The following is a 23,504-nucleotide window of genomic DNA, read 5'->3' as shown; positions in this document are numbered from 1 at the left end:
CGACGGATGGCCGTCAGTTGGCCCGATAGCTGCGATATTTAGGCGCAGTGGCCGCCGCACGGGTGCTGCGACTGCTGCTGTAGCGGGTGCCGCCACGATAGCCCCGGCTGCGATAGGTGCGGCGTTCCTTGTTGATCAGCGTGTTGTACAGCGCGCCGCCGGCACCGCCGACGAGGGCTCCCTCGCCGACCGAGAGGCCGGGGATGACCGCGCCGGCGATCACGCCGCCGGCCGCGCCGATGCCCGCGCCGCGCAGGATGTGCGAGGCGCTCTGAGCGGAGGCAGGCGCCGCCACGACGCCCATCGAGAGCAGGGCGGCGCTGCCAAGGACGAACAACTTCTTCATGGCAGTATTCCTTCTGAAATCCGTACAGGCAACGGGCAAAGAACCCACCGGTTCCTGCGTTCATTTGGGAGCAAGGAAATAGTTGCCCTGCTCCGTCTCGCTCATTGAAGGTTCAGTTGCTGAACCGCATATTGCTGACGGAAAAGGAGACTATATCATGCGCGCTATTCCGTGCCTTATCGGCGCTGTGTTGATGACCGCGACTTTGCCCGCCCATGCGGCCCGGCCCGATCCGGAGACCCGGATCGCCAAGGCGCTCGAAGGGCGGGTGGCCGGGAAGCCGGTCGACTGCATCCCGCTTCGCCAGATCCAGTCGACCCAGATCTTCGACCGGACGGCGATACTCTACAAGGTCGGCAATACCTTTTATCTGAACCGGCCGGCCTCGGGCGCCAATTTTCTCGACAGCGGCGATATCCTGCTGACCGATACGCATAGCTCCAATCTGTGCAGCATCGATATCGTCCGCCTGATCGACCAGTCGACCCGCTTCCCCAGCGGATCGCTCGGGCTCGGCAAGTTCGTGCCCTATACCAAGAAGAAGGGCTGATCGCCCCGGCCGGATCGCGATCCGCTCCAGGCGGATGATGTCTCGGCCTCGAAATCGCCCTAGTCGAACTGGCCCCGGTCCGCCCTGGGGTGGAAGGCGGCTTCGCGGCGGACGGCGGGGTCGCCGCTGTCGAGGGCGACGACGACGTCGCCCGGCTGGCGGAAGCGGATGTGGACCGGGCCTGCCATCTGGCGGGGGTGGGGCTGCGCGGCCAGCGCGGCGATCCGCTCGGGCATGGCGTGCGGGGGCAGGTCGGTCGCCTGCACCACGGACGTGACACCTGTGGCGATCGCGGCGGCCAGGGCCATTTTCAGGAACATCGCTCGATCCTCGCAATCGGAGACATACACCGCTCCGTGCCCTCGCCCATAACCCGGGCCGACCGATCCAAAAAGTAAACTATCCGCGCCGCCGGCGGGTGGCGGCGGCGAGCCACAAAAGAAAAACGCCGGGGAAATCCCCGGCGTTTCTCGTAATTCGCAATCGAAGGAGCCGAGCGATCAGCGCTTCGAGAACTGGAAGCTGCGGCGGGCCTTCGCCTTGCCGTACTTCTTGCGCTCGACCGCGCGGCTGTCGCGGGTCAGGAAGCCCGCGGCCTTCACCGGCGCGCGCAGGATCGGCTCATATTTGGTCAGCGCCTGGCTGATGCCATGCTTGACCGCGCCGGCCTGGCCCGAAAGGCCGCCGCCCTTGACGGTGGCGATGACGTCATACTGGCCTTCACGCTCGGACACCGAGAAGGGCTGGTTGATGACGAGACGCAGCGTCGGGCGCGCGAAATAGACTTCCTGGTCGCGGCCGTTGACGGTGACCTTGCCGGTGCCCGGCTTCAGCCACACGCGGGCGACGGCGTCCTTGCGGCGGCCGGTCGCATAGGCGCGGCCCTGCGCGTCGATTTCCTGCTCGCGGAGCGGGGTCGTCGGCAGGACGGGTGCGGTATAGGCCGGAGCTTCGGCTTCAGCTTCGGCGGCGGCGGGAGCCTCGCCGGCCGTCGCGGCGGGAGCCGGGACCGGAGCGGGGGCCGCGCCGGTCAGCGACGCGAGATCGGAAAGAGACTGGCGGTTGTCGGACATTATGCGCCCACCTTGTTCTTGCGGTTCATCGACGCGATGTCGAGGACTTCAGGGTTCTGGGCGGCGTGCGGATGCTCCGCGCCCTTGAAGATGCGCAGGTTGCGCATCTGCTGGCGGCCCAGCGGGCCGCGCGGGATCATGCGCTCGATCGCCTTTTCCAGGACGCGCTCGGGGAAGCGGCCCTCGAGAATCTTGTCGGCGTGGGCTTCCTTGATGCCGCCGGCATAGCCGGTGTGGCGATAATAGACCTTCTGCGACAGCTTCTTGCCGGTGAAGCGCACCTTCTCGGCATTGATGATGATGACGTTGTCACCACAATCGATGAACGGGGTGTAGCTCGGCTTGTGCTTGCCGCGCAGGATGTTGGCGATGATCGAAGCGGCGCGGCCGACGACCAGCCCTTCCGCATCGACGATGTGCCACTTCTTTTCCACCGTGTGGGGCGTAGCCACCTTGGTGGTCTTCATGAGCGCCTTCATGGGCCAGGACCTTCTTGTTTCGATCGTTCCAAATGAACGACGCCGCCCGGTTGAGGAACGGCGTTGACGGGGCGCTAATGCGCGTGAGGCCCGAATGAGTCAAGTAAAATGGGCTTATTTTAAAGAGGTATTATGATACCTTGCGGTTGTCGAGGCCGTGCGCGGCCCACAACAGCCCGGCCAGCAGCAGCACCGCCACGGCCTGGTGGGCGACCGCAACCGAGATGTCGACGCCCGTCAGTAGCGTCGCGACGCCGAGACCGATCTGCAGGACGACCAGGGTTGCGACCGCATGGACCGGGCCGACCGCGCCCGCCGCCCTCGCCGCGCGGGCAACCGCGAGCGCGGCGAGGGCGGCGACCCAGGCCCACCAGCGGTGGACGAATTGCACCACGATCGGATTGTCGTGGAGGTTGGCGAAGCCGAGCGCGGCGTTCCATCCGCCCGAGGGGAACCATTGCTCGCCCATCTTGGGCCAGCTTGCGAAGGCATAGCCCGCGCGCAGGCCCGCGACGAACGCGCCGAGCATGATCTGGACGGCCAGGATCAGGACGGCGGCGATCGCCAGGCCCGTCGGTCGCGCCGGCCGGGCAGCGGCGTCGCGCGCCAGCCGGCGCAGGTCGAGCACCGTCCATATGAGCGCCGAGAAGATCAGCAGCGCGGCGATCAGGTGGGTGGCGAGGCGGATATGGCTGACCTCGGTCCGTGCCGACAGGCCCGAATAGACCATCCACCAGCCGATCGCGCCCTGCAGACCGCCGAGCGCGAAGATGCCGATCATCCGCCAGCCATAGCCCGCCGGGATCGCCCGCTTCCACCAGGCGACGACCATCACCGCCGCCAGCACCGCGCCGATGCCGCGCGCCAGCAGCCGGTGCAGATATTCCCAGAAATAGATCTGCTTGAAGCCTTCCAGCGTCATGTGGAGGTTGAAGGCCGCATATTGCGGGATGCGCTGGTAGTTCTCGAACTCGGCTTGCCATTCGGCCTGGTCGAGCGGCGGGATGATGCCGCGGACCGGCTTCCATTCGGTGATCGACAGGCCCGACTCGGTCAACCGCGTGATGCCGCCGACGACGACGATCGCGAAGACCAGCGCGGCGACGAACAGCAGCCAGTCGGCCAGCGCGCGCGGGCGTGGCGAAGGGAGGGCGGGGCGGGCGAGCAGCGACATGGCGCGCTCATGCGCCACCGTGGAGGACGGATCAAGCGTGGCGGAGGTCTTCCCGGAGGAGAAGGCTATCCTGAAGCGTCACCCCAGCGAAGGCTGGGTCCATGTCTCTCATCAGCCAGATGGCATCTGTCGAGAAAACAGACATCAATGCCAGCCTTCGCGGGATCTTTGCGTAACGCCGTCCCCTTCCGTCATCCCGGCGAAAGCCGGGATCTCCCTTCATCTTCGTCTTTCTTCCCGAAGGTGGAAAGGCAGAGAGGTCCCGGCTTTCGCCGGGATGACGATGACGAGAAAGGAGATGGGCTCTTACGCAAAGGCCCCGCTTCGCCGGCATGGCGGCAAGGGGGCACCCGGCGGCCGTTGGACTTTCGTCCAAATGACAATTCGGGTGGTTTCATACCATCCGCCCGCCTATCATGTCGCGATGCACGGACGGATGGATCGGGAGAAGGGGCCGGGGAAGGGCGGGCGCGGCGTCACCCGGCGCAGGCTGCTGATCGGCGGCGGTGCTGCGGCGGGGCTGGTGCTCGGCTGGGCGGTCTGGCCGCGCCGCTACGCGCCGAATCTCGCGGTCGGGCCCGGCGAGCAGGTCTTCAACGCCTTCCTCAAGATCTCCACCGACGGTCGGGTCGTCGTCGCGGTGCCACAGGCCGAGATGGGACAGGGCGTCTATACGTCGATGCCGCAGATCCTGGCCGACGAACTGGGGGCCGACTGGCGCACCGTCGGCGTCGAGCCCGCACCGATCAACCCGGTCTACGCGAACAGCTTCCTGTTCGAGGAACAGGCGCGCGAACGGCTGCCCGCCTGGCTGCACGGTCCGGGCGAGTGGGCGGCGCGCGAGGTCGCGATCCGCATGAACTTCACCGTCACTGGCGGCTCCTCCTCCATCCGCGGCTTCGAGACGCGCCTGCGCGAGGCGGGGGCGGCGGCGCGCAGCTTGCTGTGCATGGCGGCGGCCGAGCGCTGGGGAATCGACTGGAAGGCGTGCGATACCGAGGCGGGCTTCGTCGTGCGCGGCGGCGACCGGCTGAAATTCGGCGAGCTGGCGCAGGTCGCCGTGCGGTTTGTCCCGCCCGATCCGCTGCCGCTGCGGAATCGCGACGAGCGGACTCTGGTCGGCCGGCCGGTGCCGCGCCTCGACCTGCCGTCGAAGGTGGACGGCACCGCGCAGATGGGGGCCGACATCCGCCTGCCCGGGATGGTCTACGCCTCGATTGCGCATGGCCCCTATGGTGGCGCCCGTCCCGCCAAGATGGCGACCGCCGCCGCCGACGAGACGCCGGGGGTGATGGCGGTGGTCACCAATCCGGGCTGGGTCGCCGTCGTCGGCACCAATTGGTGGGCCGCCGATCATGGGCTCCAGGCGCTCGCGGTGGAGTTCGAGACGAGCGCACCGCGCCCCAGCGACGCGACGGTGCGCAAGGCGCTGGCTGCGGCGCTCGACGGCGGCGGGGCCAAGCGCTTCGTCGACCGCGGCGACCCCGATGCTCTGCTCGGCCGGCAGGGCGTCGTCGCCGCCAGCTATTCGGTACCGATGATCGCGCATGCGCCGCTCGAGACGCTGACCGCGACCGCTCGCTTCGGCGACGCCGGGCTGGAAGTCTGGGTGCCGACCCAGGCCGCGCCCATGGCCCGCGCGGCCGTGGCGAAGGCGGTTGGGCTCGACGAAGACCGGGTCACCATCTACCCGACCCTGGTCGGCGGCGGTTTCGGCCGCAAGACCGAGGTCGATGCCGCGGTCGAGGCGGCGATCATCGCGTCGAAGGTGAAGAAGCCCGTCCAACTCGTCTGGCCGCGGCGCGAGGATATCCAGCACAGCCGTTTCCGCCCGCCCGCGCTCGCGCGGCTGAAGGCGTCGCTCGGTCCGGCCGCTTCGATCGCGGCCTGGTCGGCGACGATCGCCAGCCCCTCGACCAACGGCGAGACGATGGCGCGGCTCACCCGCGCCGAAGCCAAGGACAGCCATGGCCCCGATCGCGGGTCGATCGAGGGGGCGGTACCGCCCTATGCGATCGGCGCGCTCGCGGTCGCGCACGCCGAGGCGGTGACGGGCGTGCCGACCGGTGCCTGGCGATCGGTCGCCAACAGCTACACCGCCTTCTTCACCGAAAGCTTCGTCGACGAGCTCGCGCTGGTCGCCGGGCTCGACCCGCTGTCATTCCGCATGCAGGGCCTGAGCCGCCAGCCGCGCCTGGCCCGCTGCCTGCAGATGGCAGCCTCGATCGGCGCCTGGCAGGGCGGGGAGCCGGGCACGGGGCAGGGTCTGGCGGTCCACAGCTGCTTTGGCAGCCATGTCGCGATGCTGGTCGAGGCGCGGATCGAGGGCGACCAGGTCAAGGTGCCCAACGTCACCGCCGTCGTCGACATCGGCCGGGTCGTTCACCCCGACATCGTCCGCCAGCAGGTCGAGGGCGGCATCCTCTGGGGGCTCGCCAACGCGTTCGGCAACGGCATCTCGATCGTCGACGGCGTGGTGACCGCTCAGAATTTCGACGGACTCGGCCTTCCCGACCTGTCAACGACCCCTGAGATCCGGGTCGAGATCATTCCGTCCGAACTGGCGCCCGGCGGCGCGGGCGAGATCGCGGTGCCGCCGGTCGCGCCGGCCGTCGCCAACGCCATCTTTGCTGCCAGTGGCAAGCGCCTCCGCCACCTGCCGCTGCGGCTGACCGACGCATGAGCGCCTTGCCGGAAGGACATGGGCCCGTCGCGACGCCGAAGGTCGGCGTGCTGATCGTCAACCTGGGAACGCCCGACGCGCCGACGCCCGGCGCGGTGAAGCGCTATCTGGCCGAGTTCCTGTCGGACCGGCGCGTGGTGGAGATCCCGCCGATCGCCTGGCAGCCAATCCTGCGCGGCATCATCCTCAACACCCGGCCGCGCAAGTCGGCCCATGCCTATGCGCAGGTGTGGAGCGAAGAGGGATCGCCGCTGGCCGCGATCACGGCGCGGCAGGCGGCGGCGCTGACGGGGCGCTTCGGCGAAGGGGTGATCGTCGATCATGCGATGCGCTACGGCAAGCCGGCGATCGCCGACCGCATCGCCGCGCTCAAGGCCCTCGGCTGCGACCGCATCCTGATCGCGCCGCTCTATCCGCAATATTGCGCGGCGACCACCGCCACCGCCAACGACGCGGCCTTCGCCGCGCTCGCGAAGATGCGCTGGCAGCCGGCGATCCGTACCCTGCCGCCCTATCATGACGATCCCGCCTATATCGCCGCGCTGGCCACGTCGGTGCGCGAGGGGCTGGCGGCGCTGCACGGCGAACCCGACGCGATCCTCGCCAGCTTCCACGGCATGCCGGCGCGCACGCTCGACCTCGGCGATCCCTATCATTGCCATTGCCGGAAGACCGCGCGGCTGCTGGGCGATGCGCTGGGCCGCGAGCTGCAGGTCTCCTTCCAGTCGCGCTTTGGCCGCGCCCGCTGGCTCGAACCCTCGACCGAGGCGATGCTCGCCAAGCTGGCCAGGGACGGCGTGCGCCGGCTGGCGGTGATCGCGCCGGGCTTCTCCGCCGACTGCCTCGAGACGCTCGAGGAACTGGCGATCCGCGGCCGCGACCAGTTCCTGGCGGCGGGGGGCGAGAGCTTCGCCTATCTCCCCTGCCTCAACGACGGCGCCCCCGGCATGGCGATGCTCGAACGTCTCATCGGCGAAGAATTGAAGGGCTGGATCGACCAGTCCTGATCTGCGTGCGGCAGGCGCCTTTCAGCTGTCACGAATTTCTGTTCGGGGAGCTTTCGTCACACAGGCAGAGGCTCTAGCATCGAGCCGAATCTACGGGAGATGAGGATATGGCGCGCGTTGCGATCGTTACCGGCGGAACCAGGGGCATTGGCGAGGCGATCAGTCTGGCGCTCAGGGACTCGGGCGTCATCGTCGCCGCGGCCTATGCCGGCAATGCGGAACGCGCCGACGCCTTCACCAAGGCGACCGGCATCAAGAGCTACAAATGGGACGTCGCCGACTATGACGCCTGCCACCGGGGCGTCGAGCTGGTCGAGGCCGAGCTGGGCCCGGTCGACATCGTCGTCAACAATGCCGGGATCACCCGCGACGGCACGCTGCTCAAGATGACCTACCAGGATTGGAAGGACGTCATGGACACCAATCTGGGCGGTTGCTTCAACATGGCGAAGGCGACCTTCCCAGGCATGCGCGCGCGCGGCTGGGGCAGGATCGTCAACATCGGCTCGATCAACGGCCAGGCGGGCCAATATGGCCAGGTCAACTATGCCGCCGCCAAGTCGGGCATCCACGGCTTCACCAAGGCGCTGGCGCAGGAAGGCGCCAAGTCCGGCGTCACGGTCAACGCGATCGCGCCGGGCTATATCGACACCGACATGGTCGCCGCCGTCCCGCAGGACGTGCTGGCCAAGATCGTCGCGCGCATTCCGGTCGGCCGGCTCGGCCACGCCGAGGAGATCGCGCGCGGCGTCGTCTTCCTGTGCGGCGAGGAGGCGGGCTTCGTCACCGGGTCGACGCTGTCGATCAACGGCGGCCAGCACATGTACTGACCGAGCGCGGATCGGGGCAATCGGGATGGTGGGGCCGGTCAAGCGTTCGGTGAACATCGCCGGCCACGCCACCTCGATCACGCTCGAACCGGTCTTCTGGGAGGCTCTGGTCCGCGCCGCGGATGAGGAGGGGCTTCCCCTGAACGCCCTCGTCGCGCGGATCGACGTCGAGCGGATCGCCGGCGACGACTTGCCCAACCTCGCCAGCGCGATCCGGGTGTGGCTGTTCCGTCGCAGCCAGGCGGTCGTGGAGGCGCTCCGAAACGGATCGGATTTCCCATGCTATCCGCCGGCGGTCGATTAAGCTGCACGGATGCCATGAGGGAGTCGGAAGGATGGTCGTGATGATGCTTCGGTTCGCTGCCTGCCTGTTGCTGGTGGCGGGCCCCGCGGCCTGGACGCCGGTCGTCGCGCAGGAGATCAGCCAGGCGGATCGGGCGATGATCGAGGCCCGGATCGCGGCGTTCGACGCGGTGATCAAGGCGGGCCGGATCGGTGAGGTCGTCGATTTCCTGCCGCCTCGCCTGTTGCATTCCATGGCTGGGGAGGCTGGTCTCACCGAGGCAGAGCTCAGGCCCCACATAGCCGCACAGATGGCCGAGGTCTTCAAGGTCGTGAAGATCGTCTCGTTCGCGATGGACATCGCCGATGCATCCGTGGCGACCACGCCCGACGGACGGCGCAGCTATATGCTGATACCGACCGAGATCGTCATGGAGCTTCCCGACGCGCGGCGCCTCCGCAGCCGGTCCAGCACGATCGCGCTGAAGGACGACGGCCAATGGTATATCGTTCGCATCGACAATGCTCGGCAGGTCATCATGCTGCGCGACATCTATCCGGAATTCGCCGGCGTCGATTTCCCTGCGGGTTCGACGGCGGCGGTCGACTGACCTTTTCTCGCGATCCGCTCGGCCCAGATCGCCGCGATCAGCATGGCGATCGCCATCGCGGCGATCGCAAGCCCGAGCGCGGGCCAGCCCCAGAGCCTGACGACCCAGCCGCCGAGCGGCGGCCCGATCAGCGCACCGCCCGCGCCGAACTGGGTGAGCAGGCCGTTGGCGGTGGCGATGCGGGGATCGTGCGGCGCGCGGGCGCCGGCGAGGACGGGCAGCCGCGCGAACATCATCGGCGAGACGAGCCCGCTCAGCGCGATCGCGAGCACCGCGATCGTCCCGGCGGCGAACAGGCCGGTGCCGCCATTGGCGAAGACGAACGGCGCGAGCAGCGCGGTGGCGATCAGGCTCGGCGTCGCGACTGCGACCAGCCGCCGCGAGGAAAGCGTCCCGCCGCGCGCGGCGACCATCGCGATCACCGAAGCGGGCAGGGCGGATAGCGAGGCGAGCGCGGTGACGAGGCCGGCCGTGCCGACCGTGGCGCCGCGCTCCTCGATCAGGAAGGTCGGCAGCAGCATGGTCAGCGCGCAGACGAACAACGTGTAGAGCCCGAAGGCGAAGGTCGCCATCCACGCCGCGGGCGCGGGCAGGGCGATCGGCCCGCGCGATCCGCCGCCCAGTGGCACATGGAACGCCGCCAATGCCGCCACGCCCAGCAGCGCGGCCCAGAGCAGCATCACGCCGCCCGGCTCCAGAAGCCCGGCCGCGACGCTCGTCACCGCGCCGCCGGCGGCGACGCCGACCGGCACGAAGCAGCTCCACAGCGCGAGCGCGCGGGGCCGGTCGGCATCGCTGGCGACCGCGACGATCGCGGTCGGTGCCGCGATCACCACCAGCAGATAGCCGATCCCTTCGGTCGCGCGGGCCGCGAACAGCAGGCCGGGCGTCGACGCGATCGCCTCGACGACGCTCATCGCCGCCAGCAGCATCATGCCGGCGAGCAGCGACCGGCGGCATCCGATCCGGCCCAGCGCCAGCCCCGCCGCGAAGCCGAACAGGCCGCCGCCCACTTCCAGCAGCGAGATCAGCAGGCCGGTCTCGGGCAGCGACAGCGCGAAGCGGTCGCGCAGCAGCGGCGCTATCGTCGACATCTTCGCCAGCTGCGCCGCGGCGAGGACGCCGAGCAGCCAGAGCAGGATAATCGTGGACCAGCGCCGAACCATGGCACGCGGCTAGACCGATGGCGCGCGCCGGGCCACGGATAAATATGCGTCGGGCGAACATGGTCTAGCCAATCGGTCCGACCGTCGGCGAGCGGGATCTTTTCCCGCTGCATCGGGCTTGGCCGCACCGGGACGTCTTGCTGCCCCGCGACAGCCGGGCAATGCGGCCAGTTGGCCTGCTTGAGGTCCTGGACGGCGCAACCGGTGCAGCGCCATTCCGAAGGGCCGGTCGGCGATCAGGCGGTTGCCTTGGCCGGAGGACGCCGAAAGCGCCATGCGAGTGATTGGGCGGGGGCCGTCTCGGCTACTCCAAAACCCGTCGCATTACCCCGACCCGCGATGATTCGGGCGGATGCCCGCGCTATCTTGCGTCTACAGGAGGAACAGGCATGGCTGAAATCCACATCATCGCCCCCGTGATCACGCAGGGCATGCGCAACCTGGACGACATCGCTCATCTCGCACGACCGGATCTGGCATTCTCGCTTTCGGTCCTCGATCGGGGCCCAGCGTCGATCGAAAGCGAATATGACGAAGCGCTGTCCGTTCCGGCTATCATCGCCCGCGCCGTCGAGGCGGAACGCAACGGGGCCGATGCCGTCATCATCGACTGCATGGGCGATCCGGGCGTCAATCCCTCGCGCGAGATGATCAGGATCCCCGTGCTGGGGCCGGCCGAATGCTCGATGCATCTCGCGGCGACGATGGGGCAGACGTTCAGCGTCGTCACCGTTCTCGACTCGGTCGTACCGATGCTCAACAACCTCGCGCGTGCCTATGGCGTCAAGGACAAGCTCGCATCGGTTCTGGCGGTCGACATGCCGGTGCTCGAGATCGAGCAGCGGCTGGAGGAGGCCCGGCAGCGCCTGGCCGAAACATCGCGGCTCGCGGTCGAGCGCGACGGCGCCGACGTCATCATCCTGGGCTGCACGGGCTTCTTCGGATGCGCCGATGCGATCGCCGCTCACCTGGCCGCGGCGGGGCATGACGTTCCCGTGATCGACCCGATCCCCGCCACGGTGTGCATGGCGGACGCCATGGTCCGGGCTGGGCTCCGCCACAGCAAAAAGACCTATGCCTATCCCCGCGCCAAGACCCTCATCGGCTATGAAATGCTCCATTCCACAGGCTGATCCGGCCGGATAGGGCGATGTCGGGCGCGTCGCCGCCGTCCGCGGAGCAGCTTGCGGCAAAGACCTTCCTCGCCGCAGTTGCGCCGGCAGGTCGGGCGATGGTCCCTAGTGGACCGATCGCCGGTACAGGCCCGCCTCGGCCATCGCCTCGAGCACGCCGGTCCCCAGCAAGTCGCCCAGGGTCGCGTGGACGTCGTCGCCCATGCGCTTGCTGCCGCAGACATAGATGGCGCCGCCTGCCAGCGCCCAGTCGAGAATCGGCGCCTTGGCGTCGCGGATCTGATTGGTGACGAAGCGCTGCTCGCCGGTCTCGCCCGGGAAGACGAGGTCGCAGCGCTCGAGGTGCCCCGTCGACACCCAGTCGGCGATCTCGGCGGCGAGAACCTTGTCGTCGGCGCTGTTGCGGTCGCCGAAGATCAGCCAGTTGCGCGTTCCCGCCGGCCGCGCCTTGATATGGGCGTGGAGCCCGGCCAGCCCGGTCGCGTTGCCGACCAGGATCAGCGGGATGTGGTCGGGCGGGGGCAGGAAGCTGGGATCGTCGCGGACCAGCAGGGCGACCCTCTGCCCGGTCTGGACCTCCTCGCACAGCCAGCGCGAGCGGCGCCCCTCCGCCGGGGCGCTCGCGGGGACGCGGCGTACGACGAGGTGGATGGCGCCTTCGGCCGGCAGCGATCCGATCATATAGTCCGCAGCCTCGGCCGTCGGCCTGCCGCCGGGATCGAGCACGTCGAGCGCGGGGCCGCAATAGACATGGGCGACGGCGCCCGGCTGCCAGCTAGGTAGCGTCTCTTCGGGTTCCAGCCGCAGCCGGTAGAGCGGTCCTCCCGCCGAATCCGGGTTGGCGACGCCGCGCGACATCAGGCGCCAGCCCGTATAGGGCAGCCGCTTCGCGGTGGCGGGATAGGTCACCGCCAACGGAGCGGGCGTCGGTGTTGGCGCCGGCCGGGGATCGGGCGGCTCCAGTCCCTGGCCGCGGGTCCGCTTCGCCAGGATGAAGGCGAGCAGCACGAAGGTCAGCGCGGCGAAGGCCGCAAAGACCAGCATCAGATAGTTGAAGCCGTTCACCGACGCGGGTGTCCGCGCCGCAGGGCGCCCATGGGCGCGGCGGCGTTCCGATCCCGCACGATGTTCGATTGCATCAGCCGCCGTCTCCTGCCGGTCGCGGGCGAGGACGGCGATGGATCGAGATCATCCCGCTTGACTTGCGCACCTTGTCGTTCCCCCACGACCCAATGATAGGCAGGGTATGGCCCAGCTGACAATATTTTACAGTGCGGCTCGACGAATTCCCCATTCGTTTCCGCGCTGTAGCGATCACCCGTGTCGATTTCGGCACATGTGCCGCGACCGGCGGGGAGGCGCTACCGCATCAGCAACGTGCGGGCCTGGGCAGCGATCTGCGCCAGCATCGCCGCCGTGGGCGCCGCGGCCGATCGCGCCCGCGCGACAGTCTGGCGGAATTGCTCGGCGCGGGCACGGTGGGTCTCCAGCCAGGCGACGACCGCTTCGCCGGGGCCCTTGCCGCCGTGACGCGCCAGGAAATCGAGCCGAATCTGGCCGAACTCGCGGGTGAGCCCCGCGATCAGCAGCCTTTCCCAGGCGTCGGCGCTGCGGAAGCGCGCGGCGGTCGCCTTGGCCCAGTCAAGGCCCAGCGCCTCGCCCAGCACGACATAAGCGCGGGTCACGTCGACCTCGTCCGCCGAAAGCTCGCTCGCGAGCGCCGCGGTGCCGATCGCGCCGTCGATCTCGGCGATCTCGACGACCGCGTCGATCAGGGCGCGGTCGGCGCCCTTGGCGGCGATCCGCTGACGCAGCTGGTCCGACTGCTGGCGCGCCTCGCTGCGGATCAGGTCTGCGCGGGCGTCGTCGAGCCGGGCCAGGCCGGGCTTGAGCATCGCCACCATCGTGCCGATGTCGGTATCCGCCGCGATGCTGCGCAGCAGGTCGGCGACATGGCCGCGAGCGATGTCCGCCAGCGCGCCCAGCAGCGTCAGGCGCGCCTGCTCGTCGATCGCCGCCTGCTCGATCCGCATAAACAGCGCTTCGAGCCCGAACAGGGCGTCGACCGTGAAATAGGCGGTCGCCACCTGCGCCAGCGCGCAGCCTTCCTCCTCGGCCATCTCGAACGGCGCGACGAGGCCCAGCCGGTTGATCACCCGGTTCGACATCTTGGTCGCGAGGATCTGCGGCCGCAGGCGATGCGCTTCGATCGCGTCGGCGTAGCCTTTCTGCATCGCCGGCGGGAAGGCGGCCATCAGCAACGGGGTAAGCATCGGATCGCCGGTCCGGTCGCTGGTCTCGATCGCATCCTGCAGGGCGAGCTTGCCGTGCGACAGCACCACCGCCAGCTCGGGCCGGGTCAGGCCGAGATGCTCCTGCGCCCGCCGCAGCAGCATGTCGTTGCTCTCGAAGCCGTCGACCGCGCGGTTGATGCGGCCGGCTTCCTCCAGGATCTCGATGACGCGAAGCTGCGCGGGCAGGGCGTCGGGCCCGCCGCGCTCGGCCAGCGACAGCGCCAGCGTCTGGAGGCGGTTGTCTTCCAGCACGAGGCGCGCGATGTCGTCGGTCATCTTGACCAGCAGCGCGTTGCGCTTGTCGAACTCCAGCCGGCCTTCGAGCATCTCGCGGTTGAGCGCGATCTTGATGTTCACCTCGTTGTCCGAGCAGTCGACGCCGGCCGAATTGTCGATGAAGTCGGTGTTGATCCGGCCGCCCCTCATCGCGAAGGCGATGCGGCCCGCCTGGGTCACGCCGAGATTGGCGCCTTCGCCGATCACCCGGGCGCGAACCTCCTCGCCATCGACGCGGTGCGCTTCGTTCGATCGGTCGCCTACCTCGGCGTTGGTCTCGGACTTCGCCTTCACATAGGTGCCGATGCCGCCGAACCAGAGCAGGTCGACCTGGCTCTTCAGGATCGCCGCGATCAGCGCGGAGGGATCGAGCACGTCCTCGGCGATGCCCAGCGCTTCCTTGACCTGGGCGGAGATCGGGATTTCCTTCTGGTCGCGCGGGAAGACGCCGCCGCCCTTGGAGATCAGCTTCGCGTCATAGTCGGCCCAGCTCGACCGGGGCAGCGCGAACATGCGGCTGCGCTCCGCCCAGCTTTTCGCCGCGTCGGGGGCGGGATCGAGGAAGATGTGGCGATGGTCGAACGCCGCGATCAGGCGGATCGCCTTCGACAGCAGCATGCCGTTGCCGAACACATCGCCCGACATGTCGCCGCAGCCGACGACCCGGATCGGATCGTTCTGCACGTCGATGCCGATCTCGGCGAAATGGCGCTGCACCGAGACCCAGGCGCCGCGTGCGGTGATGCCCATCGCCTTGTGGTCATAGCCATGGCTGCCGCCGCTGGCGAAGGCGTCCCCCAGCCAGAAGCCGCGGTCGACCGCGATCGCGTTGGCGACGTCGGAGAAGGTCGCGGTGCCCTTGTCGGCGGCGACGACGAAATAGGGATCGTCGCCGTCGCGGATCGCGACCTTGGGCGGATGGACCACCTTGTCCTCGACGATATTGTCGGTGACCGACAGCAGCGCGCGGATGAAGACGCGGTAGCTTTCGGTGCCTTCGGCGAGCCAGGCGTCGCGGTCGGAGGGGGCGGGAAGCTGCTTCGGGTAGAAGCCGCCCTTGGCACCGGTCGGTACGATCACCGCATTCTTGACGACCTGTGCCTTCATCAGGCCGAGGATTTCGGTTCGGAAGTCGTCGCGCCGGTCGGACCAGCGCAGGCCGCCGCGGGCGATCGGCCCGCCGCGCAGGTGGATACCCTCGACGCGGGGGCTGTAGACCCAGATCTCGCGCCAAGGCACCGGCGCGGGCAGGCCGGGCACGCCGCTCGAATCGATCTTGAACGCCAGCGCCTCCCCTGCGGCGGGGGAGAAGGCATTGGTGCGCAGGGTCGCGCGGACGACCGCGCGGAAGCGGCGCAGCATGCGGTCGTCGTCGATCGCGGTCACCTTCTTCAGGCCCGCCTCGATCTCGGCCTGCAGCCGCTCCGCCTCGGCCGCGTCGCGCCGGGTCGGATGATGGAGCGCATGGAAATAGGCGATGATCGAGCGCGCGACGCCCGGCGCCTTCTTCAGCGCCTCTACCGCGGTGGCGAGGCCATAGGCGAAGCCGGTCTGGCGCAGGTAGCGGAACCAGGCACGGAACAGCAGCGCCTCGTCCGGGGACAGGCCGACCGTGACGATCAGCTCGTTGAACAGGTCGTTCTCGGCACGTCCCTCGAGAGTCGCCGCGATCGACTCCTCGGCCACCGCGCTGTGCTCGATCAGGCGACCGGCCGTCTCGGCGTCGGGCAGGTCTAGCTTGAACTCGTGGATATAGCCGATCGCGCCGCCGTCGAGCGGGGTCGGGATCTCCTCGATCACGCGGAAACCGAAATTCTCCAGCACGGGCACCGCTTCGGACAGCGGGATCAGGGCGCCGCGCCGATAGATCTTCAGCCGCAGGCTGTCGGCGGGATCATGCTCGCCGCGATAGAGGCGACAGCCGCGCGCCGCGCTGTCGGCCAGGGCGCTGAGCCGCAGGATGTCGGTGGCCGCCTCGGCCGGGGTCGAATGGGTGCGGTAGGCGATCGGAAAGGCCGCCGCATAATCCATCGTCAGCCGCGCGGCGCGATTGCCCGCGTCCATTTCGGCGAGCTGCGCCTCGACCGCGGGCTCCCAGCCGCGCAGCATCTCGGTCAGCCGTCGGTCGAGCGGCTCGTTGTCGGGCACGGCGGCGCCCCCCGGCAGGTCGAGCATGTAGCGGATCTGGGCGATGTCGCCTTCGCCGAGCTGCAGCGACCAGTTCGACAGCGTCGCGCCCGAGGCCTGCGCCAGCATCTCGCCGATCGCGACCCGGCGGCCGGTGGTCAGCAGCTCGCGCGGCAGCCACACGATCGCGACGAGATGCTCGGCCAGGGTGGTGCGGACCAGCTCGAGGCGCGGCCGCGGACGATCGACCAGCGACATCGCGGTCAGCACGACCTTCTCGAGCGATTCGACCGGCAGCGCCAGGACGAGATCCGGCGGAAGCTCCGACAGCGCATGGTGCAGCGCCTTGCCGGCATGGCCCCTCGGATCGAAGCCCAGCCGCTCCTCGATGGCGGCGAGGCGGCTGCGCAGCACCGGGATATCCTCGGCGGGGGTGCGCAGCGCCGCGCTGGTCCACAGCCCGGCGTGGATCGACAGGCCGCTCACCTCCTTGCCCTGCCGCACCGGCGTGACGATCAGGTCGAGCGGTGCGCGGCGATGGACGGTCGAGCGGCAGTCCGACTTGAGCAGCAGCGGCGCGGTGCCGCCCTTCTCGAACCAGGCGACCGCCGCCTTGGCGGTGGAATCGCGCCACAGCTTGCGGCTGCCGACCCGCAGGATGCCGAGCTTGTTGCGCGGTTCGCCCTTCACCATGGCGACCTGATGGCCAAGCAGAGTGAGATTCTGGTCGAGCAGCCAGCGCAACAGCGCCGCGCCCTCGCCGTCGGGCAGTCCCTCGGCATCGTCGCGCATCGCGACCTGCATCGCCTGCCAGTCGCGCACCGCGGCGCGGACGTCGTCGAGGACCGACTCGAGCGCCTGGGCCAGCGCCTGCCGCTCGCGCGCGTCGACCCGCTCGGCTTCCAGATAGATGAAGGATTCGCGACGCTCGCCGGTGGCGCCCTGGGGCAGCACGGCGGTCAGCGTGCCATCCTCCTCGCGGCGGACCGCGATGACCGGATGGAGCAGGCGCCGCACCTCGACGCCCTGTGCCGCCAGCGCGGCCGAGACCGAGTCGACCAGGAAGGGCATGTCGTCGTTGACGACCGCGATCCGCATCAGCCGACTGCCGCCGACATTGCCCGCGATCGTCTGCACCGCGATCGCCGATCGGCCGGGCTGCCGCTTGCGCGCGGTGTGGGCCAGGAAGGCCGCCGCCTTTTCGAGCCGCTCCTCGCCGAGATCGGCAATCTCGCCGGGAAGGGCGCCGCTGGTCAGCGCCTTGGCGAAGATGTCGGTGAAATCCTGCTTGTCCGAAGCCGTGCGCTTGGCCGTCTCGGTATCCATGTAAGGTCCGCTCCTCCTCCCCCGCCTCCGGATTACCCGGATCGCGGCTGGGAAACTGCGCAGTCGATATGGACCCCTCTGTCGGGCGCGACAAGGGTCGTGCCGAGGCGGGCGAACTTTGCAACGAACGTGCGAGAATGCGGCCGCCGCGATCGTCTTGTCGCGCAACGGCCGGGGAAGATGGGAAATTCTCCGATTGCCGGCATGGCGTGGCCCGCCGCCGGGTGGGGAGCGGCGGAGGTCAGGCGCTCAGGCGTTGAAGCGCTGCAGCGCCCTGTCGACCAGCGCGCGTTCGCCGATCGGCCGCGAGACGATGGCCAGGCGGCCGTCCTCCTCGCGCCGCGCGATCAGCAGGACGACGTCGTCGGCGACCTTGCCCAGGTCGACCAGCCCGCGGGCCGGGGCGCTGCCCAGCATCATCCGTGCCGAGCGGATCTTGTCGACCTTCAGCGCGGGCCGGCGCTCGCCGCGTTCGGCGGCGACCACCGCCTTGATCCCGCCAGCGAGCCCCGTCAGCCAGGACTCGACCATACCGGCGGCGAGGCAGAGGCGCCGGGCATGGGTGAGGACGGCGGCGAATTCGGTGAGCCGCTTGCGGTCATGGTCGCGGCCGAACACGAGCTTGACCACCGGGGTCATCGGCGCGCGCGCCTGCGGCACGATCCCTGCTCCGGCGAGCAGCGCGGCGAAGCCGGCGGGATCGGCCTCGGCGGCGAGCGCGACGTCATAGGCGAGCGAGATCGCGCGGTAGAGCGCGGCGTGCGTGCGTCCCTCGCAGGCGCGCGCCTCTCCCGCCAACTCGCGGGCGTCCTCGACCAGTTCGGCCAGGTCGGGCTCGTCCTGCTCGATCGCGGCCTCCGGCGCCGCCTCGGCCGGGGTCGCCGCGGGCGGGCGGGCCGGACCGGCGAAGGCGGTGGTGATCGCGTGGAGGATGTCGGGCGACAGCGCCTGTTCGGCGGTTTCCTTCCAGTTGATCACGCCATGGACCAGGTCGATCGCGCGCCCGTCCGACGAATAGGGCATCAGGATGCCGCGATAGAGCATCGGCTGGCCGCGATGGCTGACGAACTCGGCCTCGAAGCCGACCGGCGCGCGGTTCTCCAGGATCTCGGCATAATGCGCGGTGAGGCGCGACAACAGCGCGCGCGCGGGCACGTCGGCGACGGTCGCGACGTCGGCGCCGAGCTCGCCCTCTTCGCGCAAGGCGCGGCCCAGATAGGCGATCGACGGATTGGCGCGATCGGCGGCGAAGTCGAGTAGCACCGAATAGGGACCGAACTCGCCCAGCGCGTCCGAATCGAGATCGGCGATCGCGGGATAGTCGCGCCCGTCGAGCAGCGACAGCCACATCTCGTAGGCGCGCACATGCATGCGCCGCTCGTCCGCGCCGATCATCGGCGGCAGGTCCATGCAGGGTTCGTCGGCGACCGGGAAGTCCCAGTCGGCGAGGTCCTCGGCGGTGAACGAGCGATAATCTTCCATTGGCGATCCCCATGACCGGCGGCCGATTCCGGAATCGCCGCCTCTCCCGCGCACCATGCGCCCGCCCGGGTTGAGGATTGGTAAAGGGCCGCAGGGATCGGCCCGGCGAAGATAGGCGGGCAGGGTGCTTGAAACTGCCCGCCACCGCTGATAGAGGCCCGCTTCGGTTCGCCGCTTTAGCTCAGTTGGTAGAGCATCGCATTCGTAATGCGGGGGTCACAGGTTCGAGTCCTGTAAGCGGCACCAGTACATATCCAGAACATGGTAGAAAAACCTTGTAAAACAAGGTATAAATGAGCCTTCACGGTCTCATGTTATCTCACTATGTTCCACCGTGGTCCACTCAAAGTGGGCCAAAAAACATGGGACCACGAAGCTTCGAAGGAGGCGTGGCCCACTATGCTTACAACCACCCAGATTCGCTCTCTCAAGCCCGCAGCCCGTCCTTACAAGGTTGCGGACGCAAAAGGTCTCTATCTTCTGGTGCAGCCTAGCGGCTCGTTGCTGTGGCGTTTCCGCTTTAGGAAATTCGGCATCGAGAAGAAGCTTTCCTTTGGCGCATTCCCGGACGTATCTTTGCAGGACGCCCGCAAAGCGCGAGACGAAGCACGCAATCAACTCGAGGAAGGAATCGATCCTGTCGAGGAGAAGCGCCAGCGAAAGCTGGAGGCGGAGCTGGCCGCGAAGACGACGTTCAAGCTTGTCGCCGAGGAATATATCCAGAAGATCGAGCGGGAAGGGAAGGCACCAGCTACTATCAAGAAGGCGCGTTGGTTTCTCGATCTCCTCGACCACATCAGCAAACGGCCCATTGCGTCGATCACACCCCATGAACTGCTCGATGTCCTCAAGCGGGTCGAGCGGCGGGGCCATCATGAGACGGCCTTACGTCTTCGTGCCTTCGCGGGACGCGTCTTCCGCTATGGATTTGCGACCCTGCGAACCGAACGTAATCCGGCCGATATTCTGCGCGGCGCGCTCATTGTGCCGCAGGTTAAACATCACGCCGCGATCCTTGAGCCGGCCAAGGTAGGAACCCTGCTTCGTGCCATCGACGGCTATAGCGGTCGGCCCGAGACGGTCTTTGCACTCCGGCTGGCGCCGCATGTTTTCTTGCGCCCGGGTGAGCTTCGGCAAGCGAAATGGGAGGAAGTCGATTTCGCCGAGAAGGTATGGAGGGTACCGGCTGAGCGGATGAAGATGAAGCAACCGCACGCGGTGCCGCTGTCGAAACAGTCGCTCTATCTGCTCCAGGAACTGCGGTCCCTTGCGCGCCAGAGCGAATTTCTGTTCCCCGCGCTTCACACTACCCGGCGGCCACTGTCTGATAATACACTTAATGTCGCCCTGCGACGCCTGGGGTACGGCCACGACGAGATGACGAGTCACGGTTTTCGCGCAATGGCGAGCACTCTGCTTAATGAGTCAGGGCTCTGGCATCCGGATGCTATTGAGCGGGCGCTCGCACATGGCGAGCACAACAAGGTAAGGGCGGCCTACCATCGTGGAGCGCACTGGGCCGAGCGGGTTCGAATGGCGCAGTGGTGGTCAGACTACCTGGACCGGCTGCGCATTGGCGGGAAGGTTGTTCGAGGCAAGTTTCGGAAGCAAGCGTAAGCAGATTTTGGCCAATTCCCGACGGCATGATTCGGGGAGCGATTTAGAGAAAGCTGCCGTTTGTGGAGCTCAACGTAGGCACTCCGCTCAAGCCGACAAACCCGATATTCATTGCCACTAATCGGCTCGCCAGAAGCTGCCGTCCATCCACGCACCGTGGCCGCCGACGGGCGCCTGAGACCGCCCGTGGCGATGTGCTGGCAAGGTCGGTGGTTCGACAGCTACTATTTCGGCTCGTCGAGATCTGACGGTTGACGAGGATGCAGAGAACGCTCTGAAGCACAGCCCCGGTTAGGGGCAGCAGCACCGCAGCCGGTAACAATCACCATGGGTCACAGTTCGTAGGGATGAAGCCCCATTGCGGTGCCAATCGGGTACCAGACATTTTGCCAGCGGACCTTTGCGAGATCAGTCCCCACAAACGCGGTTTCGTCGTTCCCCTTCCGCAGAAGCTTGCCGCCTGGCAGAAACGCGAAGTTCTGACCGCCGAGGACGCTATCGCTCAGCTGAGCGGGCAGCACCGTCCTGAGCGGAAGCACGTAGATGGGATCATCCGCTACCAGAAAAAACTCGTCGAACAGGTGCGCGTAGCTCTCCATGTGGACACCAAGCTCGCAGGAATAGAGGTCATCCGCCACGACGTTGATCCGGACCTCGCCCTTCTCGTACTCCGTTGTCTTTCCGTCCAATGCCCTGATGTGGTCTTCTTCCTCCGGCGGAAGGAACACAAACGCGGTGATGAAGGACTTCTCGTGCAGCCAGCCCACGGCGTGGGCGATGAATACATCGAGGCTAGGAAGTTGCAGGCTCTTGTCAGGATGGAGGTCCTGATAAAATCGGCTAGCCTTCGACATCTGGCCGATCAGAAATTGGTAGTCGATGTACAGCACGCGATACCTCGCAGGCGCACGTTGCATGCGCTCCTTATACGTCTCTCGCACCTCGCGGACGCAGGAGGCTGGGTCGCGATTGACCTCCCGTCCGGTAAACCGGATTACCGAATAGCCAGCCCGTGTGAGATATCTCTGTCTGATCGCATCTCTCTCGAACTGCTCTTTGGTTGAATGATATGCGTGACCATCAAGCTCGATGATCAGCCGCGCGTCCTTTAGGATGAAATCAACGCGGTATCGCCCATGCTTTTCAGCGTCTCCGAACCACTGCTCGCTCTCGATCAGGTCAGCCAAGTCGCCTAGCTCAGCTGAAAAATGCTTCTCGATGTGGGATGGACCTCGGTCTCGATACCAGGCTGGAGGCGATTTTGGTTGTCCGGGATGGCGCATGGATTTCCTGAAAATGATCGGCCCGTCGAGTTAGGCCTTTAATATCGCAAAGGGGCAGTTCGCGGCAGTAGGGGAAATTTCTGCCGCTAAAACTGAGCGATCCGGGCCATTACAGTGCTCAACCTGCTTGGCCACCATCGACCGTATAAAACATCGGATCCTTGAGCCAGTCGTTGATCGCTGACTCGCGCCATCCAGCACAGCGTGTGCTGATCTGGATGCTTTTCGGAAAGGTGCCATTTTGGATCATTCGGTACATGGTCGAACGGCAGAGACCGGTGCGGCTAAGCACGGCCTTGATGCGAAGGATCCGATCGGGCGTGTCGGTCATGCCATGGTCCTCTCTGCTTCTTTCCAGTTTCGGACGAATAGGATTAGGATTTGGGTATACAGTGCAAGGAGGCAGGACCCGCGGTGCATCAGAGAGCCTCCGCCCGGCACCAAAATGGTACCTCGGTATAGCGAAACTCTTGAAGCTGGAATCCCAAGGTGTCCCAGCCTTTGGCGTGACCGCGGTCTACGCCGCGTTGGAGCAGCGGCGAGTCGACCCTAGGCGCTTCGGACTTTTCGGACGGCGATCGAATGGTACGAGGCGAGGCATGTCTCCGCTGTGCAGATTTCCGGACAGCACAGTCGAACCGCCCTCAAAAAGCGGTTCTGCGATGAACCGTTCGTTCGATAGGACGAAATATTTTCAAGCTAAATCAAGCATTTATCTATATAGTGATAGGATCGATTCGACCCTTGGACGTGTCTGGGAGCCATGTAGGCGCCAGGAAACGCGCAGAATACTCTCCAAGCTCAAGCGTATCGGATCGAGAGCGAGCGTGGTTTTAGGCAGATATAACGACGTCTGCGGACCGGCCTGCCGGTCCCGCCTGCAGTTCGCTCGTTGCGGCGCCTGGCTGCAAACGGTCCCTCTTGGCCGGATCGACATTCAACGTAACCAGATCATGGCTGCGGCGAGGTGAATGAATCCGGCGAAGTGGACGGTTCGCCGGTCGTAGCGCGTTGCGAAGCGGCGGAAATGCTTGAGGCGTCCGAAGCATCTCTCGATCCGATTGCGCTGCTTGTAGAGTTCGGTGTCGTGCGAGATGAAGACCTTCTGATTGCGCTTGGACGGGATGACCGCCTGCGCATCCATCTGAGCGATCGTCTCGCGTAATTCATTACTATCATATGCTTTATCGGCGAGTATGGCATCCGCTTCCTGACCCTCCAGAAGAGCTGGAGCGGCGGTGATGTCATGGGCCTGGCCAGCCGTGATACGGAACCGCAACGGCCGACCCAAGGCATCGGCAAGCATATGGATCTTGGTCGTCAGCCCTCCTCGGGAACGCCCCAGCGCCTGGTCCTGGGCCCCCCTTTTCCGGTCGCCGCCTGCTGGTGGGCGCGAACGATGGTGCTGTCGATCATCAGATACTGGTTGTCGCGGTCCGTGGTGAGCGCATCGAACACCCGCTCCCATACGCCGGCGTGACACCAGCGACTGAAGCGTCGGTGCACCGTCTTCCAGCGGCCATAGCGCTCAGGCAAATCACACCAATGGGCGCCAGACCGCAGAACCCACAAACATCCGTTCACAAACAATCGGTTATCGGACCCCGTCCGCCCAGGATCGCCTACCTTGCCCGGCAGCAGCAGCGCGACTTTCGCCCACTGCGCATCGTTCAACTCGTATCGCTTGGTCCCCATCGTCCGCTCCGCGCTTCAACACGGAGTCCTATGAATCAGGGATCAGCCCCCTTGGGAATCCTGAATGTCG

19 protein-coding genes, 1 tRNA gene and 1 pseudogene are annotated in these 23,504 nt (G+C 67.0%); 9 read left to right on the top strand and 12 right to left on the bottom strand.

Annotated elements, in window-relative coordinates:
- Window positions 1–13: 13 nt before the first annotated feature.
- Complete coding sequence (locus ASE22_RS05935; RefSeq protein WP_056356080.1) at window positions 14–346, bottom strand: hypothetical protein; 333 nt, start codon at window positions 344–346, stop codon at window positions 14–16.
- A gap of 157 nt (window positions 347–503) precedes the next feature.
- Between ASE22_RS05935 and ASE22_RS05930 the strand changes: the two genes are divergently transcribed.
- Window positions 504–896: a hypothetical protein gene (locus ASE22_RS05930; protein ID WP_056356078.1), complete on the top strand. Its 393-nt coding sequence runs from the start codon at window positions 504–506 to the stop codon at window positions 894–896.
- Between the two features lie 59 nt (window positions 897–955).
- Here ASE22_RS05930 and ASE22_RS05925 read toward each other — a convergent pair whose 3' ends face one another.
- The 4 genes from ASE22_RS05925 to ASE22_RS05910 all read right to left on the bottom strand — a co-directional run bounded on the left by ASE22_RS05925 (window position 956) and on the right by ASE22_RS05910 (window position 3,622).
- A complete protein-coding gene (locus ASE22_RS05925; protein WP_056356076.1) occupies window positions 956–1,216 on the bottom strand; it encodes a hypothetical protein in 261 nt (86 codons plus the stop codon).
- Window positions 1,217–1,396: 180 nt separating this feature from the next.
- The gene (gene rpsI / locus ASE22_RS05920; RefSeq protein WP_056356073.1) at window positions 1,397–1,969 is read right to left on the bottom strand and encodes a 30S ribosomal protein S9; all 573 of its coding nucleotides are present in this window, start codon (window positions 1,967–1,969) and stop codon (window positions 1,397–1,399) included.
- On the bottom strand, window positions 1,969–2,448 hold the full coding sequence (rplM, locus tag ASE22_RS05915; RefSeq protein WP_056356071.1) for a 50S ribosomal protein L13: 480 nt from the start codon (window positions 2,446–2,448) through the stop codon (window positions 1,969–1,971). Before rplM ends, rpsI begins: the two co-directional genes overlap by 1 nt.
- Before the next feature lie 130 nt (window positions 2,449–2,578).
- Window positions 2,579–3,622 (bottom strand): COX15/CtaA family protein, encoded by a 1,044-nt coding sequence (locus ASE22_RS05910; protein WP_056356069.1) that lies wholly within the window; start codon window positions 3,620–3,622, stop codon window positions 2,579–2,581.
- Window positions 3,623–3,998: 376 nt separating this feature from the next.
- On the opposite strand from ASE22_RS05910, the gene ASE22_RS05905 reads away from it, so the two are divergent.
- The 5 genes from ASE22_RS05905 (at window position 3,999) to ASE22_RS05885 (ending at window position 9,035) form a co-directional block, all read left to right on the top strand.
- A complete protein-coding gene (locus ASE22_RS05905) occupies window positions 3,999–6,305 on the top strand; it encodes a xanthine dehydrogenase family protein molybdopterin-binding subunit (protein ID WP_082545645.1) in 2,307 nt (768 codons plus the stop codon).
- The gene (gene hemH / locus ASE22_RS05900; protein ID WP_056356064.1) at window positions 6,302–7,312 is read left to right on the top strand and encodes a ferrochelatase; all 1,011 of its coding nucleotides are present in this window, start codon (window positions 6,302–6,304) and stop codon (window positions 7,310–7,312) included. Before ASE22_RS05905 ends, hemH begins: the two co-directional genes overlap by 4 nt.
- 107 nt (window positions 7,313–7,419) lie before the next feature.
- Window positions 7,420–8,142 (top strand): acetoacetyl-CoA reductase, encoded by a 723-nt coding sequence (phbB, locus tag ASE22_RS05895; RefSeq protein ID WP_056356062.1) that lies wholly within the window; start codon window positions 7,420–7,422, stop codon window positions 8,140–8,142.
- Between the two features lie 25 nt (window positions 8,143–8,167).
- Window positions 8,168–8,446: a ribbon-helix-helix domain-containing protein gene (locus tag ASE22_RS05890; protein ID WP_056356060.1), complete on the top strand. Its 279-nt coding sequence runs from the start codon at window positions 8,168–8,170 to the stop codon at window positions 8,444–8,446.
- 40 nt (window positions 8,447–8,486) lie between these two features.
- Complete coding sequence (locus ASE22_RS05885; RefSeq protein WP_156397312.1) at window positions 8,487–9,035, top strand: hypothetical protein; 549 nt, start codon at window positions 8,487–8,489, stop codon at window positions 9,033–9,035.
- Here the strand turns inward: ASE22_RS05885 and ASE22_RS05880 are convergent.
- On the bottom strand, window positions 8,978–10,201 hold the full coding sequence (locus ASE22_RS05880; RefSeq protein ID WP_056356056.1) for an MFS transporter: 1,224 nt from the start codon (window positions 10,199–10,201) through the stop codon (window positions 8,978–8,980). The two genes, ASE22_RS05885 and ASE22_RS05880, sit on opposite strands and share 58 nt — an antisense overlap.
- A gap of 389 nt (window positions 10,202–10,590) precedes the next feature.
- Here ASE22_RS05880 and ASE22_RS05875 point away from each other — a divergent pair, with 389 nt between their 5' ends.
- Window positions 10,591–11,334, top strand: coding sequence for an aspartate/glutamate racemase family protein (locus ASE22_RS05875; RefSeq protein ID WP_056356054.1), 744 nt, complete (start codon window positions 10,591–10,593; stop codon window positions 11,332–11,334).
- A 105-nt stretch (window positions 11,335–11,439) separates the two neighbouring features.
- Here the strand turns inward: ASE22_RS05875 and ASE22_RS05870 are convergent, their stop codons facing one another.
- The 3 genes from ASE22_RS05870 to ASE22_RS05860 form a co-directional block, all read right to left on the bottom strand.
- A complete protein-coding gene (locus ASE22_RS05870) occupies window positions 11,440–12,399 on the bottom strand; it encodes an oxidoreductase (RefSeq protein WP_056356052.1) in 960 nt (319 codons plus the stop codon).
- A gap of 296 nt (window positions 12,400–12,695) precedes the next feature.
- The gene (locus ASE22_RS05865; RefSeq protein ID WP_056356050.1) at window positions 12,696–17,357 is read right to left on the bottom strand and encodes an NAD-glutamate dehydrogenase; all 4,662 of its coding nucleotides are present in this window, start codon (window positions 17,355–17,357) and stop codon (window positions 12,696–12,698) included.
- A 249-nt stretch (window positions 17,358–17,606) separates the two neighbouring features.
- Window positions 17,607–18,839, bottom strand: coding sequence for a hypothetical protein (locus ASE22_RS05860; RefSeq protein ID WP_056356048.1), 1,233 nt, complete (start codon window positions 18,837–18,839; stop codon window positions 17,607–17,609).
- Window positions 18,840–19,009: 170 nt separating this feature from the next.
- Here ASE22_RS05860 and ASE22_RS05855 point away from each other — a divergent pair.
- Window positions 19,010–19,085 (top strand) — tRNA-Thr (locus ASE22_RS05855).
- A 153-nt stretch (window positions 19,086–19,238) separates the two neighbouring features.
- The gene (locus tag ASE22_RS05850; protein ID WP_056356046.1) at window positions 19,239–20,456 is read left to right on the top strand and encodes a tyrosine-type recombinase/integrase; all 1,218 of its coding nucleotides are present in this window, start codon (window positions 19,239–19,241) and stop codon (window positions 20,454–20,456) included.
- A 332-nt stretch (window positions 20,457–20,788) separates the two neighbouring features.
- On the opposite strand, the gene ASE22_RS05845 is transcribed toward ASE22_RS05850, so the two are convergent.
- The 3 genes and pseudogenes from ASE22_RS05845 to ASE22_RS26055 all read right to left on the bottom strand — a co-directional run bounded on the left by ASE22_RS05845 (window position 20,789) and on the right by ASE22_RS26055 (window position 23,434).
- Entirely contained in the window at window positions 20,789–21,643 is an 855-nt protein-coding gene (locus tag ASE22_RS05845; protein ID WP_200933222.1) for an endonuclease domain-containing protein, read from the bottom strand.
- Between the two features lie 214 nt (window positions 21,644–21,857).
- The gene (locus tag ASE22_RS05840) at window positions 21,858–22,070 is read right to left on the bottom strand and encodes a helix-turn-helix transcriptional regulator (protein ID WP_056356042.1); all 213 of its coding nucleotides are present in this window, start codon (window positions 22,068–22,070) and stop codon (window positions 21,858–21,860) included.
- Window positions 22,071–22,676: 606 nt separating this feature from the next.
- A pseudogene (locus tag ASE22_RS26055) lies at window positions 22,677–23,434 on the bottom strand (IS5 family transposase).
- Window positions 23,435–23,504: the final 70 nt, after the last annotated feature.

The organism is Sphingomonas sp. Root720, from assembly GCF_001428605.1.
Classification (GTDB): Bacteria; Pseudomonadota; Alphaproteobacteria; order Sphingomonadales; family Sphingomonadaceae; genus Rhizorhabdus.
This window is presented reverse-complemented; position numbering and strand designations above follow the sequence as displayed.